The sequence below is a fragment of the Clostridium sp. JS66 genome (assembly GCF_033561535.1).
GTDB classification, from domain to species: domain Bacteria; phylum Bacillota; class Clostridia; order Clostridiales; family Clostridiaceae; genus Clostridium_AM; species Clostridium_AM carboxidivorans.
Genome location: NZ_CP131467.1, coordinates 727,488 through 742,179, shown reverse-complemented (window position 1 = coordinate 742,179; position 14,692 = coordinate 727,488). Strand labels below are relative to the sequence as shown.

11 protein-coding genes are annotated in these 14,692 nt (G+C 35.5%); 6 read left to right on the top strand and 5 right to left on the bottom strand.

The window, feature by feature from the left end; translation table 11 throughout:
- Positions 1–3: 3 nt before the first annotated feature.
- Genes rfbG through rfbC form a run of 5 tightly spaced genes read right to left on the bottom strand, consistent with a single transcriptional unit; the run spans position 4 to position 4,190 of the window.
- Entirely contained in the window at positions 4–1,095 is a 1,092-nt protein-coding gene (rfbG, locus tag Q6H37_RS03270; protein WP_318739155.1) for a CDP-glucose 4,6-dehydratase, read from the bottom strand.
- Entirely contained in the window at positions 1,077–1,847 is a 771-nt protein-coding gene (gene rfbF / locus Q6H37_RS03265; RefSeq protein WP_318739154.1) for a glucose-1-phosphate cytidylyltransferase, read from the bottom strand. Before rfbF ends, rfbG begins: the two co-directional genes overlap by 19 nt.
- Positions 1,844–2,479, bottom strand: coding sequence for an acetyltransferase (locus tag Q6H37_RS03260; protein ID WP_412523924.1), 636 nt, complete (start codon positions 2,477–2,479; stop codon positions 1,844–1,846). The genes rfbF and Q6H37_RS03260 overlap by 4 nt, the downstream gene beginning before the upstream one ends.
- Before the next feature lie 25 nt (positions 2,480–2,504).
- Positions 2,505–3,638: a DegT/DnrJ/EryC1/StrS family aminotransferase gene (locus Q6H37_RS03255; RefSeq protein WP_318739152.1), complete on the bottom strand. Its 1,134-nt coding sequence runs from the start codon at positions 3,636–3,638 to the stop codon at positions 2,505–2,507.
- A gap of 18 nt (positions 3,639–3,656) precedes the next feature.
- Positions 3,657–4,190, bottom strand: coding sequence for a dTDP-4-dehydrorhamnose 3,5-epimerase (gene rfbC / locus Q6H37_RS03250; RefSeq protein ID WP_318739151.1), 534 nt, complete (start codon positions 4,188–4,190; stop codon positions 3,657–3,659).
- A gap of 632 nt (positions 4,191–4,822) precedes the next feature.
- On the opposite strand from rfbC, the gene Q6H37_RS03245 reads away from it, so the two are divergent.
- The 6 genes from Q6H37_RS03245 to Q6H37_RS03220 all read left to right on the top strand — a co-directional run bounded on the left by Q6H37_RS03245 (position 4,823) and on the right by Q6H37_RS03220 (position 14,644).
- A complete protein-coding gene (locus tag Q6H37_RS03245) occupies positions 4,823–5,869 on the top strand; it encodes a DNRLRE domain-containing protein (protein WP_318739150.1) in 1,047 nt (348 codons plus the stop codon).
- Positions 5,870–5,992: 123 nt separating this feature from the next.
- On the top strand, positions 5,993–8,065 hold the full coding sequence (locus Q6H37_RS03240; protein WP_318739149.1) for a DNRLRE domain-containing protein: 2,073 nt from the start codon (positions 5,993–5,995) through the stop codon (positions 8,063–8,065).
- 132 nt (positions 8,066–8,197) lie between these two features.
- Positions 8,198–10,441: a DNRLRE domain-containing protein gene (locus tag Q6H37_RS03235; protein WP_318739148.1), complete on the top strand. Its 2,244-nt coding sequence runs from the start codon at positions 8,198–8,200 to the stop codon at positions 10,439–10,441.
- Positions 10,442–10,570: 129 nt separating this feature from the next.
- A complete protein-coding gene (locus Q6H37_RS03230; RefSeq protein WP_318739147.1) occupies positions 10,571–11,650 on the top strand; it encodes a glycosyltransferase family 2 protein in 1,080 nt (359 codons plus the stop codon).
- Positions 11,640–13,148, top strand: a complete 1,509-nt coding sequence (locus Q6H37_RS03225; RefSeq protein WP_318739146.1) for a glycosyltransferase — start codon at positions 11,640–11,642, stop codon at positions 13,146–13,148. The genes Q6H37_RS03230 and Q6H37_RS03225 overlap by 11 nt, the downstream gene beginning before the upstream one ends.
- Entirely contained in the window at positions 13,145–14,644 is a 1,500-nt protein-coding gene (locus tag Q6H37_RS03220; protein WP_318739145.1) for a glycosyltransferase, read from the top strand. Before Q6H37_RS03225 ends, Q6H37_RS03220 begins: the two co-directional genes overlap by 4 nt.
- Positions 14,645–14,692: the final 48 nt, after the last annotated feature.

Sequence of the window (14,692 nt, the reverse complement as noted above, 5' to 3'; positions counted from 1 at the left end):
TATTCACTTCCTTAAGCTGCAATAATTGCAAATTTGATCTACATCAAATTTATACATATCACCATTTTCAAAACACTTGTACCAATCTATGGTATAATTAATAGCTTCCTCAATGTTGAGCCTTGGTTTCCATTTTAATAACAGTTTTGATTTTGTGCAGTCAAGATTTAAAAGGTTAGCTTCATGCTGTCCATTATTACAATAAACTGAATCATACCTTCCATTTCCCCAAGCCTTTATAATCAAATCCACTAAATCTGAAACTTTCACTATTGATTCAAAATCAGGTCCAAAATTCCATGCTCCGCAATAGCTTGCGCCATAATAATACATCCTTTTAGCTAATTCCAAATATCCACACAAAGGTTCCAGTACATGCTGCCATGGTCTTATAGCCTTTGGATTTCTTACCTTTATACTCTCACTATCTCTAAGGGCTCTAATGCAATCTGGAATTATTCTATCCTTTGACCAATCACCACCACCAATAACATTTCCAGCCCTTACAGATGCTATAGCTTTTCTATGAATTTTATAATCAGCTTCATTAAAAAAGGAATTTCTATAAGAGGATATAAGAATCTCACAACAAGCTTTGCTAGAACTATAAGGATCATACCCTCCTAAAGGATCAATTTCTCTATATGGCCACATTTGTTCTTTATTTTCATAGCACTTATCAGTGGTTACCATAACAGCAACCTTCACAGTTTCACTTTGCTTTATTGCTTCAAGAACATTTAACGTTCCCAAAACATTTACTTCATATGTCTCCTTTGGATTTTCGTAAGATACTTTAACCAAAGGTTGTGCTGCAAGATGAAATATTATCTCAGGTTTATAGGTTGAAAATATATCATTTAACTTATTCAGATCTCTAATATCTCCCCTTATATCAATTATCTTATCTTCAAGCTTAATAACTTGAAAATTATCACCTTTTGTATAAGGTGATAATCCATAACCAATTACATTTGCTCCAAGTTCCTTAAGCCATAGAGCCAGCCATGAACCTTTAAACCCGCAGTGTCCTGTTATAAGCACATTTTTATCCTTATAAAAATCTTCAAACAAATCTAATTGGATGTTAGCCATGGCATTACCCCTTTACTGTACATGTTATTTACAAATATAACATCCTTATTCGTATCTATAGCCTTCCAAAAACCTTGATGTTCATAAACTGCAAGCTGCCCATCTTTCGCGACTCTTACTAATGGTTCTTCTTCAAAAGCACAATCTTCTTCCGGAAAGTAATTAAATATTTTTTTATTCATTATCATATATCCGCCATTAACCATATCATTTAATATCGGCTTTTCTCTAAAGGCTTTTACAATTCCATCTTCTACATTCATAAGTCCAAAAGAAGAAGCTGGATGTACTCCTGTTAAAGTAGCTATTCTATTTTTATCTCTGTGATATTTTACAAGTGATCTCAAATCTACATCACTTAACCCATCTCCATAGGTAAACATAAATTCATCTTCATCAATATATTTCTCTACTTTTTTTAATCTACCACCAGTCATTGTTTCAAGTCCTGTATCTATTATTGTAATATTCCAATTTTCATTTTCATTAGTTTTATAATCTATTCTGTTATTACCATCTATATGAAGGGTAAAATCATTATTTCTCCAATACATTTCCATAAAATACTGCTTTATCATATCACCTTTATATCCAATACATAAAATAAAATCATTATATCCATAGGAAGAATAAAATTTCATTATATGCCACAATATTGGTTTTCCTCCTATTAATATCAATGGTTTAGGTCTAAATTCTGTTTCTTGTCCCATCCTTGTACCTTTTCCACCACAAAGTATTACTACTTTCATTTTATTCTCCTAACCTCCCTTGCAGGGTTTCCCACCACTAGTGTATAGGGCTTAACATCTTTTATAACAACGGCTCCAGCTCCTATTATTGCGCCCTTACCAATTTTTATTCTAGGTAAAATTACTGCACCAGTATAAATTGTTGCATAATCCTCTACGTTAACAAGCCCAGCCAAATGCACACCTGGACATATATGAACACCATTGCCTAATTTACATTCATGATCTACTGTGGCACCTGTATTTATAATAGTTTGTATTCCAAGTTCAACCTCAGCACAAATAGATGATTGTGGTAGTAGCTGACAGCCATCACCTAATTTACAATTACTTGCTATATAGGCTGACTTATCCACAATAGAGAAAGGTTTTAGTCCATAACTCATTAACTCATGATGAATTATAACTCTATCCTTTCCACAATTTCCACCTATAGCCACAGAGAAATAAGTTTCATCCTCTATAAAAAATTGCTTATACCAATTATTGAATCCTTCCTCTCCATAATATATTTCTATATCATTAAAAGGAGATTTTATATTTCTATTCTGTTCAAATATAGCAGTAAGCTTTATTTTATTCTGGAGACTTTCTCTCAGCATCTTTGCTTGCCCAGTGCCACCTCTAAACACTATTTGCTTTTCCACTTAAATCACCTCATTTTAGCTTGTCAAAAGCTTTCACATTGTCTATGACATAGTCTACTTCTTCATTTGTCATATCTGCATGAAGTGGTATAGTAACAAATTCTTTCCATATTGAAATAGCATTCGGTGTATTATTTTCGTACTTTGCAAAATAAGGATGTAGTGTAAGTGGCATATAATGAACTCCTGTAGCAATATCCTTTTGCTGCATAAAACTTATAAATTTATCTCTATTTTTAACTCTTAACATAAACATCCAGTAACATTTCTGATTTTTATCATAAGGCAATGCTGGCTTTAAACTTGAACAATCTTTAATTCCATCTAAATATTTTACTATAATCTCCATTCTTCTTTTATTCATTTCAGGTAACTTTTTTAATTGTACAAGTCCAATAGAAGCCATTAGATCATTCATATTATATTTATAACCTAACTCAAGTATCTCGTAATACCAATGACTATTACTCTTAGTTATTGAATTCTCTTTTTCTCTCTGCCAAGTATCCTTGTTCATTCCAACCCATCTGCTGCTTTTTAATGGTGATATAAGTTCTACATCATTAGAACATATCATGCCTCCATCTCCTGTAGTCATACATTTCTTCTCTTCAAAACTATAACAACCAATATCTCCCCAAGTTCCTAATGTTTTTCCTTTATATTCTCCTCCAGCTGTATGGGCACAATCTTCTATAACTTTCAGATTCTTGTTTTTTGCAAAATTCATTATTTCATCTAGCTTAGCAGGATAACCTCCATAATGTACTGGCATTACAGCAACACAATCCTTGTCATACTTTCTCTCCAAATCTTCTAAACTTATAGTCAATGTATCCTCATCCACATCTACAAATACAGGCTCTAACCCATTATAAATTGGTGCCATAGCTGTTGATGCAAAGGTTAATACTGGTACAAGAACTTTTTTTCCTTTAGGAAATCTAAAAGCTGACACAGCTAAATGCAAAGCAGCAGTACATGAGTTAACACCAACAGACTCTTTACATCCAATATAATTTGTCCATTGCTTTTCAAATTCCCTAGTTTTAGGACCTAATCCTAGCCAGGCCATGTCAAAAGCATCTTTTATACTTTGTATTTCTTCCTCACCTAATGATGGCTTAAATAATCTTACTTTCATTCTTTTTTCCTCCAAAAACTACTTTTTAAATAATGGCCAATTCTTATCTTTGCTAGATATAACTCTTGGTTCCCCAATCGGCCATATAATATTAAATTGAGGATCATCCCACCTTATTCCACCTTCAGCCTCAGTTTTATAATATTCTGATACTTGATAATAAAGATAGGTATTGTCCATCAGTGTTTCAAATCCGTGAGCAAAACCTTTAGGTATATATAAAGCTTTTTCATTTTCTTCTGTAAGCTCCACACCTATCCACTGACCAAATGTCTTTGAATCTTCTCTTATATCAATTATCACATCATATAATGCACCTTTAATACATCTAACATATTTTACTTCACTATAAGGATTCTTCTGATAGTGCATACCTCTCAAGGTTCCTTTTTGGGAATTATATGAAATATTACATTGAACAATATTTGTATCCAATTCATATTCCTCAAATTCTCTTTTACACCATGCCCTTGAAAAAAAGCCCCTATTATCTTTTACTGGAACTGCTTCTATAATATAAACTCCTTTTAACTTCGTTTCATTAAAAATCAAAATATATCCTCCTAACTTAAGCTAGTCTTAGACATCTAAAAGGAAATGATGAGTTGAGATGCCTTATATATCATATTCGGATTTATTTCCAATTGTTCCACAAAATGCATAGAGCTTTTGCTTAAGTAAGAGATATTTCTCACAGACAAACTTCGCCTTAGTCTAAAAATCACTTTATATAATAAAATGCAGCTATTGAAATGTTAGTATGAACATTCTGCCAAATAATTAATATTATATATAGAGATATAATTTTATAATATTTATTGAGTAAAACCATGAGATAAATAAAAGATTATATGTCTAATTAGTACTTACTTCTGATTATATAGGTTCTAGGAGGTTTACAAGTATGTCAATAGATAAAATAAAATTTTCATGCAGTAATTTATTTAGAGTCCTAAAAAAATGAATTAATTATATTAACCGTTGATTATCCAACTATAAATATAAATTTTTTAGCTAACTGCTTAATTAATGCAGGGTTTAACTTTGTAAGCTCCTTTGATCCCAAAATATATAATAATGCTATATATTCTCAATTATTAGGTGGATTATATTGTTTTAGATTATTATTAAAAAAATAGCATAAGGTAGAAAAATAGCAGATAAAGACACAAGGAGATGATAACATGCCATTTGTACAAATTCCTCCTACTGATAATATATATATATCACAATTTTTCCCAAACAAAAATTTTGGCAAACTAACGACTCTCCTTACAGGAAAGTATCTTAAATCTAATGATGCTTATAGAAGCTTATTGAAGTTTGATTTGTCTAATGTAATTCCTTCAGAAAGCATTATATTATACGCTGCTTTAAAGCTATTTGTTTATAGAAAAGATAAGACAGATTCTCAATTCTCACCACAAATCATTAATGTATATGCTAACACAAACAATTTTTCGCAAAATGAAATCACTTGGAATAATGCACCTGAATTAGATCAAACTCAATATTCTATAAAAATAGAAGATAAAGATATTAACAACTTTATTAACATTGATATTACTAGTATAGTAATTAGTTGGTTTTACAACATAATACCTAATAATGGAATAACATTGGTTAGTATGCATAACATAATTAACTCTATTATAGGTTATAGATCTACTGAATGGTCAATTTCTGATCAAAGACCGTTTTTAAATGTACAATATGAATATACAAAAAATGATTTATGTGCCAATCCTATTGAAGTAATTAACTCCACTGATCCTCCTGAACATGCTAATCTTATGGAGACTTCATCAAATGCTTATGCATATATTTACAATATAGCTGCTGAAACTGTACCTACTGACAGTGATGTTATTTTTGATAATAATGGTGTAATGACAGGAGATATTAGTCATACTACAAACACTGCATCAATTTTTATACCAAAACCTGGTGATTATAAAATTGAATTTTTAACTACTGCCACAACAAACTCACAATTTGCAATAGTAATCGATGATACAACTATAGTCTCTGGCTCAGCTTATGGTGTTGCTCTACTAAGTACTTTAGGTTTTGCTCATCAGAGCCAGGGTCAAGTAATTATTGCAGTTCCTAATGGCGGTTTAACCATTACATTGAGAAATGTTTCAGGTTCTACTATAACGTTAAATGTTAATAATGGCGGTACCTCTATTGATTGTAATGCTTCTATAATGATTACAAGGTTAAGTTAATAGTTGAGCTATGGACACTTTTATATTAAACGCATATATTGTAGTAAGCTGAATAGTGATTGACTTAATGACATAAGAAAAGAAATCAAGAAATAAAGGATAAAATAATAAGGAGATGATATTATGCCATTTGTACAAGTCAACCCTACCGATGATGCCTATATATCACAATTTTATGGCAATACAAATTTCGGTAGTGCAATTACTTTGTTTACAGGAGAATATCTTCAAGCTAATGATTTATACAGGAGCTTATTAAAGTTTAATTTAACTGGTGTTATTCCTCCTGAAAATATCATATTAAGCGCTACATTAAATCTATTTGTTTATAGAAAAGATAAAACAGATGCTCAGTTATCACCACAAACTGTCAACGTATTTACAAATGCAAGTAACTTTTCACAAAATACAGTTACTTGGAATAATGCACCTGCAATAAACCCTACTCCTTATTCTATAAATGTAACTGATGCTAATGTTAATAATTATATTAGTATTGATATAACAAATATAGTAGTTAATTGGTTGTATAATGTAATACCAAACAATGGCATTACTTTAGTTGGAATAGAAAATATAATTGATACTATCATAGGATATCGATCCTATGAATGGACAACTCCAGGGCAAAGACCATTCTTAAGTATTCAATATGGTATAGCAGGACCTACTGGGCCTCAAGGTGCTACTGGCCCTCAAGGTGCTACTGGTATCCAAGGCTTAACTGGTCCTCAAGGTCCTACCGGCATCCAAGGCGTAACCGGTCTTCAAGGTCCTACTGGCCCTCAAGGTGCTACTGGTATCCAAGGCTTAACTGGCCCTCAAGGTCCTACCGGCATCCAAGGCGTAACCGGTCTTCAAGGTCCTACTGGCCTTCAAGGTCCTACTGGTATTCAAGGCTTAACTGGCCCTCAAGGTCCTACTGGCCCCCAAGGCGTAACCGGTCTTCAAGGTCCTACTGGCCTTCAAGGTCCTACTGGTATTCAAGGCTTAACTGGCCCTCAAGGCACTACTGGTCCTCAAGGCGTAACCGGTCTTCAAGGTCCTACTGGTATTCAAGGCTTAACTGGCCCTCAAGGCACTACTGGGCCTCAAGGCGTAACCGGTCTTCAAGGCCCTACTGGCCTTCAAGGTCCTACTGGTATTCAAGGCTTAACTGGCCCTCAAGGCACTACTGGTCCTCAAGGCGTAACTGGTCTTCAAGGCCCTACTGGCCTTCAAGGTCCTACTGGTATTCAAGGCTTAACTGGCCCTCAAGGCACTACTGGTCCTCAAGGCGTAACCGGTCTTCAAGGTCCTACTGGTATTCAAGGTCCTACTGGTATCCAAGGTTTAACTGGTCCTCAAGGTGTTACCGGACTTCAAGGCGCTACTGGTCTTCAAGGTCCTACTGGTATCCAAGGCTTAACTGGTCCTCAGGGCACTACTGGTCCTCAAGGTGTTACTGGACTTCAAGGTGCTACTGGGCTTCAAGGGCCTACTGGTATCCAAGGTTTAACTGGTCCTCAGGGTGCTACTGGTCCTCAAGGCGTTACTGGGCTTCAAGGTGCTACTGGGCTTCAAGGACCTACTGGTATCCAAGGTTTAACTGGTCCTCAAGGTGTTACCGGACTTCAAGGCGCTACTGGTCTTCAAGGTCCTACTGGTATCCAAGGTTTAACTGGTCCTCAGGGTGTTACTGGCCCTCAAGGTATCACTGGCCTTCAAGGTATCACTGGCCCTCAAGGTATCACTGGCCTTCAAGGTGCTACTGGTCCTGGATCTTTTTTACCTACACCAGCACAACAACTTTCGTCAAGTCCAATAACTCCTAATCCTTTTTTTACCCCTGAAGTTATACTTCAGATTTCAGTAAATACCACTGTTGGTGCAAAAGTAAAATTAGATTGTATGGCAGAAGCTGAAATAACAACAACAGCTGCTAGCACTTACCAATATACAATCCTGTATGAGTTAATTAGGGACATTAGTACCGTTAATCAAACTACTATTACTTCAATAACACTTGATACAATGGAGGATAACTTAAGTGGAACATCACGAACATTAAGTGAACTTCCTAACTTGACTTGGGTTGATACTACCTCTTCTACAAGTCACACTTATAGCATTAGAGCTACAGTTGCTGGTACCAATATTGCAACCACAGGTGTTACCTACCTTGCTAGAGCATTAAATGCAATTATCTTCGCATAAATTATTAATATAATTTCTATGTACGCTTTTATACTAAACGCATATATTATACTAGACGAGTTATAATCATTGACACAATGGCAAAAGAAAAAAAGTAAGAAATAAAAGGTAAAACAATAAGGAGATGATACTATGCCATTTGTACAAGTTAGTCCTAGTGATGATGCTTATATATCACAGTATTATTCTAATACAAACTTTGGTACTTCAATAGCTTTGTTTACAGGAGAATTTTCTCAACCTAACGATTTATACAGAAGCTTATTAAAGTTTAATTTAACTGGTGTTATTCCTGCTGGAAATGTCATATTAAGCGCTGCATTAAATCTATTTGTTTATAGAAAAGATAAAACAGATGCTCAATTATCACCACAACCTGTCAGCGTATTTACAAATGCAAGTAACTTTTCACAAAATACAGTTACTTGGAATAATGCACCCGCAATAAACCCTACTCCTTATTCTATAAATGTAACTGATGCTAATGTTAATAATTATATTAGTATTGATATAACAAATATAGTAGTTGATTGGTTCTATAATGTAATACCAAACAATGGTATTACTTTAGTTGGAATAGAAAATATAATTGATACTATCATAGGATATCGCTCCAATGAATGGACAACTCCAGGTCAAAGACCATTCTTAAGTATCCAATATGGTATAGCCGGACCTACTGGGCCTCAAGGTGCTACTGGGCCTCAAGGCGCTACTGGACCTCAAGGTGTTACTGGACCTCAAGGCGCTACTGGACTCCAAGGTCCTACTGGTCTTCAAGGGCCTACTGGGCCTCAAGGTGCTACTGGGCCTCAAGGTGCTACTGGACCTCAAGGTGCTACTGGTCTTCAAGGGCCTACTGGTATCCAAGGCTTAACTGGTCCTCAGGGTGTTACTGGGCCTCAAGGTGTTACTGGCCTTCAAGGTGCTACTGGTCTTCAAGGGCCTACTGGGCCTCAAGGTGCTACTGGACCTCAAGGTGTTACTGGACCTCAAGGCGCTACTGGACTCCAAGGTCCTACTGGTCTTCAAGGGCCTACTGGGCCTCAAGGTGCTACTGGTCCTCAAGGTGCTACTGGCCTTCAAGGTCCTACTGGTATCCAAGGCTTAACTGGTCCTCAGGGTGTTACTGGGCCTCAAGGTGTTACTGGCCTTCAAGGTGCTACTGGTCTTCAAGGGCCTACTGGGCCTCAAGGTGCTACTGGACCTCAAGGTGTTACCGGACTTCAAGGTGCTACTGGTCTTCAAGGGCCTACTGGTATCCAAGGTTTAACTGGTTCTCAAGGTGCTACTGGTCCTCAAGGTGTTACTGGCCTTCAAGGTGCTACTGGTCTTCAAGGACCTACCGGTATCCAAGGCTTAACTGGTTCTCAAGGTGCTACTGGTCCTCAAGGTGTTACCGGACTTCAAGGTGCTACTGGTCTTCAAGGTGCTACTGGCCTTCAAGGTGTGACTGGCCTTCAAGGCGTGACTGGTCTTCAAGGTGCTACTGGTCTTCAAGGTGCTACTGGCCTTCAAGGCGTGACTGGCCCTCAAGGTGTTACTGGCCTTCAAGGTGCTACTGGTCTTCAAGGTGCTACTGGCCTTCAAGGTGCTACTGGTCTTCAAGGCGTGACTGGTCTTCAAGGTGCTACTGGTCTTCAAGGCGTGACTGGTCTTCAAGGTGCTACTGGTCTTCAAGGTGCTACTGGTCTTCAAGGCGTGACTGGTCTTCAAGGTGCTACTGGTCTTCAAGGTGCTACTGGTCTTCAAGGCGTGACTGGTCTTCAAGGTGCTACTGGTCTTCAAGGTGCTACTGGCCTTCAAGGTGTGACTGGCCTTCAAGGCGTGACTGGTCTTCAAGGTGCTACTGGTCTTCAAGGTGCTACTGGTCTTCAAGGTGCTACTGGTCTTCAAGGTGCTACTGGCCTTCAAGGTGTGACTGGCCTTCAAGGCGTGACTGGTCTTCAAGGCCCTACTGGCACACCATCTTTAGGTTTTACTAACGGAACCGGACCAATCACTGTCTATAATCCTCCAGCAGTGCCACTAAACACAGAAGTAACAGTTACAACCGTTTTTACAAGCGTTACTGCAGGCCAAAATCTTAAAATTGATTATTCTCTTGGCGTGGACTTTATTGTTACTGCAAGCTGGTCCATGGCATTCGAAGTAAGATTATATAGAGACGGAACCCTAATTAATACTAGGTTTAATAATAGGGTTGGAACACCTGCAGGTAACCAAAGATTTCCAATATCAAGCACGTATGTAGATATAGTTCCTACTACCCTTGCTTCCTCCAGGTATGATCTTAGAGTCATTGTAACAACAGCTACTAGCGTTACTTCAGCAGCTACAGGAACTAGTATTGATATGAACCTTATAAAATTTTAATAATATTAATATAAACGGGGCTGCCTATCTTCTAGATAGGCAGCTTTTCGTCTAAATAAGATAAAACTTGTATCAGATTTTTTTCCTTTCCATATTATATATTGTAGCAAACTTTAAGAAGGTGATTATATGATTTCAATGAGTCTCTGTATGATTGTAAAAAATGAGTCTAGTGTCTTACAAAACTGTTTAGATTCAATAAAAGATATTGTAGATGAGATCATTATTGTAGATACTGGTTCTACAGATAATACTGTTGAAATAGCAAAGAAATACACTGATAATATATTCTTTTTTAAATGGATTGATGATTTTTCTGCAGCACGAAATTATTCTTTCAGTAAAGCTACCAAAGATTATATTCTTTGGCTTGATGCAGATGATGTGCTGCTAGCTGAAGACCAAAAAAAATTAATGATACTAAAAAATTCACTGGATACTTCTATAGATTCAGTAACTATGATATATAATTATGCTTTTGACGAATTCGGAAATGTAATCTTAAGTTTACGCAGAAACCGTTTGGTAAAAAGAAAGCTTCAATTCAAATGGTATGGTCCTGTTCACGAATATCTTGCAGTGGATGGTAACATTTTTAATAGTGACATTGCTGTTTCTCATAAAAGAATTCACGTAAAATCCGGGCGAAATTTATCTATATTCCAAAAGAGATTAAAAAAAGGTGATGTATTTTCACCTCGTGACCGCTACTATTATGCCAACGAATTGTTAGACAATGGTTTTTATGAGAAAGCTATTGAGAATTATTCTCTTTTTCTGGATTTAAAAGAAGGTTGGATTGAAGATAAAATTTCAACCTGCCATAAAATTTCAGATATTTATTCTCATCTAGGAAATCCAGAAAAAGAACTCCAATATATATGGAAATCCTTTGAACTCAGCACTCCAAGGGCTGAATTCTGCTGCAAACTTGGCTACTATTTCCTCAATAAAAGCGATACAAAAACTGCACTATTCTGGTATAAACTTGCTTCAGAATTAAAGAAACCTGAAGGAATTTCTGGCTTTTTCTTAGATAGCTGTTGGACCTGGCTGCCTCATATTCAATTATGTGTATGTTATTCTAGGCTTGGAGATTATAAAAAATCTTATGAGCATAATGAAGTAGCCCGTTCTTTTAGGCCATCAGATGCAATGATACTGCATAATAAATCATTATTGGAGGGGATTTTAAAAAATGACAGATAACATCACAGGAACAAACACTATTAATAAAACAGTCTCATCTCATCCCTTACGAATTGTACAAGTAGCTCCAGATTATTACCCTATTCCTCCTTCTAACTATGGAGGAATTGAACGAATGATTTATAGCTTAACCGAGGAACTTGTAAAACGCGGCCATGAGGTATATCTTTATGCTTCTAAAGGAAGTCAATGTAGTGCAAAAATTATCAATTATGAGCATACTGCACCAAACCCATTAAGTATCGCTGATTTTGTAGAAAAGACACTTCCTGATAACATCGATATAATACACGACCATACGCATGCTTCTATTGTAGGACTAAAAAAGCTTGTTATTCCAACAGTTTGCACAATACATGATTCTAGATACAATCCTATAGATTATCCTGTTTATTTAAGTAAACGAGCCTTAGAGATAGTTGGTAAAAATTATGGTTTTTTCGTTTATAATGGCATAGACCTTAATGAATACGAATTTTCTGAAGCTAAGGATGATTATCTTCTTTTTTTAGGTGTACTCAGCTGGCATAAAGGCATAAAAGAAGCAATTGAGGTTGCTGAAAAAACTAACCAAAAACTGATAATTGCTGGTCCTATTTTCAACTACGAATATTACAATAAAGAAATTGAACCAAAAATTAAAAATAATCCTAACATTCAATATGTAGGCGAAGTAGGTGGAGAACAAAAACAGAATTTACTAAAAAAAGCTAAATGTTTTCTCTTTCCAACCTCCTGGGAAGAACCTTTTGGTCTTGTGATGATCGAAGCAATGGCCTGTGGTACACCTGTACTTGCATTTCGTAACGGAGCAGTTCCTGAAGTTATGGATGGCTTTCCAGAGCTTATTTGCTCTTCGGTGGATGAAATGGTGCTGAAACTTAATAGCAATCAATTTCCAGAAGCAAAATTGCTTCGTGAATATGTAGAAAAGAATTTTACAGCAGCTGCCATGACAGAAGGATATTTAAAACTATATAATAAAATACTCACTGAGGAAGTTAACTATAATTATGGAGACAAGTTAAAGGAAACGGGTAAATTTACTGAAGCTATTCAATATTATGAGCAATTTTTACACCTTACAGACCTTTCAAAAGGGCACAAGATAAAAATATACAATAAGCTGGCAGATATCTATTTTGATCTAAAAAATTCAAAAAAAGAAAGAGAAATTATCTTCAAATCTTTTGAATGTGGCTCCCCACGGGCTGAATTTTGCTGTAGATTAGGTTACCAGTTTCTTCAAAATAATGAGCTTGATAAAGCGATTTTCTGGTATGAACTTGCCACAAAATTAGAAAGGCCGAATAATCATGAAATTTTATATGAATCTTGTTGGACATGGCTTCCATTTCTCCAATTATGCATTTGTTATTACAAAATAGGTAATCTAAAAAAATCTTATGAGAATAATGAATTAGCATTGAATTTGAGTCCCAATAATGAAATGATTATAAATAATAAAAAATTTTTGGAGGGAGTTTTAAAAAAATGATTTCAAATTTCTTGAATGACGATGAAATTATTATGAAAAAGCCACTAAATATAGTTCAAGTTGCTCCAGATTATTATCCTCTTCCTCCTACAAATTATGGCGGCATGGAAAGGATTATATATAATCTCACGGAACATCTTGTTCTAAAAGGTCATAATGTATATCTTTATGCCCCTAAAGGGAGTAAAACCAGTGCCACCCTAATTCCATACGAGCATTCGGGACCTGACCAGCAGAAGCTATCAGAGTTTGTAATGAAAACTCTCCCTGAAAATGTTGATATTATTCATGATCATACTCACTCTTCAGTTATAGGACAAATTGCATATGCCATACCAACTGTTTGTACTATTCACTGTATCAGAAAAAATGATGTAAAGTCTCCAATTTATTTAAGCAAAAGAGCCCTTGATATAACTGGTGAAGATCATGGTTATTATGTTTATAATGGTATAGATCCTGAAGAATATGAATACTGTGAAAAAAAAGAAGATTATCTCTTATATATGGGAGTTCTAAACTGGTATAAGGGGATATTACAGGCTATCGATGTTGCTGAGAGAACAAGACAAAAATTAATTATAGCTGGTCCAATCCATGATTTTGAATACTTTAGAAATACACTTGAACCACGAATTAATAATTCAAATATCCAGTATGTAGGCGAAGTAGGTGGTTTAAGAAAACAAGAGCTTTTAAAAAAGGCTCGCTGTTTGCTATTTCCAACTATTTGTGAAGAGCCCTTTGGTCTTGTTATGATAGAGGCTCTTGCCTGCGGAACGCCTGTATTAGCTCTTGCAAACGGTGGAGTCGAAGAAGTCTTAGCAGGTTTTCCAGAAATGATCTGCCATTCTACTCAAGAAATGTGCAAAAAGGTTTTGAATCCTAACTTTCTCTCACCTAAGCTTCTAAGAGATTATGTATCACAGCATTTTACAACTGAAATAATGACAGATAACTATCTAATGCTATATAAAAAGGTGTTAAAAGAAGATGTCAATCTTAATCATGGTAATAAACTAAAAAATCAAGGATGTTTTAAAGAAGCAATATCCTATTACAAAAATCTTCTTATTTCCGCAGTCCTCTCTGTTAATAGCAAACTAAAAATATGTCATGAGCTTGCAGATATTTATTCTAATCTTGGTGATACTGATGATGAACTTGCTATTACGTTTAAAACCTTTGAGTATGATACTCCTCATGCAGAATTTTGCTGTAGATTAGGATACCACTTTCTTAACAATAATGAACTTCAGGATGCTATTTTTTGGTATAAGCTTGCTACACAACTAGAAAAACCTCAGCATAGATATGAAATACTCTCAGAGGCTTGCTGGACATGGCTTCCTAATATACAGTTATGTATATGTTATTATAAACTCGGTGACCCTTTGAAAGCTTTTAAATACAATGAAGCAGCCAGAAATTTTTTGCCTAATGATAAAAAAATATTGTTTAACAAGACATTTTTAGAAAAAATATTAAATAAATAACATTTCCCCCATAACCTGGGGGAAATTCACCTTTATTACTTATGTTTA

Excerpts from the sequence above, each read along its gene's own strand:
- rfbG (WP_318739155.1), bottom strand. The coding sequence starts at position 1,095 with ATGGCTAACATCCAATTAGATTTGTTTGAAGATTTTTATAAGGATAAA.
- rfbF (WP_318739154.1), bottom strand. The coding sequence starts at position 1,847 with ATGAAAGTAGTAATACTTTGTGGTGGAAAAGGTACAAGGATGGGACAA.
- Q6H37_RS03255 (WP_318739152.1), bottom strand. The coding sequence starts at position 3,638 with ATGAAAGTAAGATTATTTAAGCCATCATTAGGTGAGGAAGAAATACAA.
- Q6H37_RS03245 (WP_318739150.1), top strand. The coding sequence starts at position 4,823 with ATGCCATTTGTACAAATTCCTCCTACTGATAATATATATATATCACAA.
- Q6H37_RS03240 (WP_318739149.1), top strand. The coding sequence starts at position 5,993 with ATGCCATTTGTACAAGTCAACCCTACCGATGATGCCTATATATCACAA.
- Q6H37_RS03235 (WP_318739148.1), top strand. The coding sequence starts at position 8,198 with ATGCCATTTGTACAAGTTAGTCCTAGTGATGATGCTTATATATCACAG.
- Q6H37_RS03230 (WP_318739147.1), top strand. The coding sequence starts at position 10,571 with ATGATTTCAATGAGTCTCTGTATGATTGTAAAAAATGAGTCTAGTGTC.
- Q6H37_RS03225 (WP_318739146.1), top strand. The coding sequence starts at position 11,640 with ATGACAGATAACATCACAGGAACAAACACTATTAATAAAACAGTCTCA.
- Q6H37_RS03220 (WP_318739145.1), top strand. The coding sequence starts at position 13,145 with ATGATTTCAAATTTCTTGAATGACGATGAAATTATTATGAAAAAGCCA.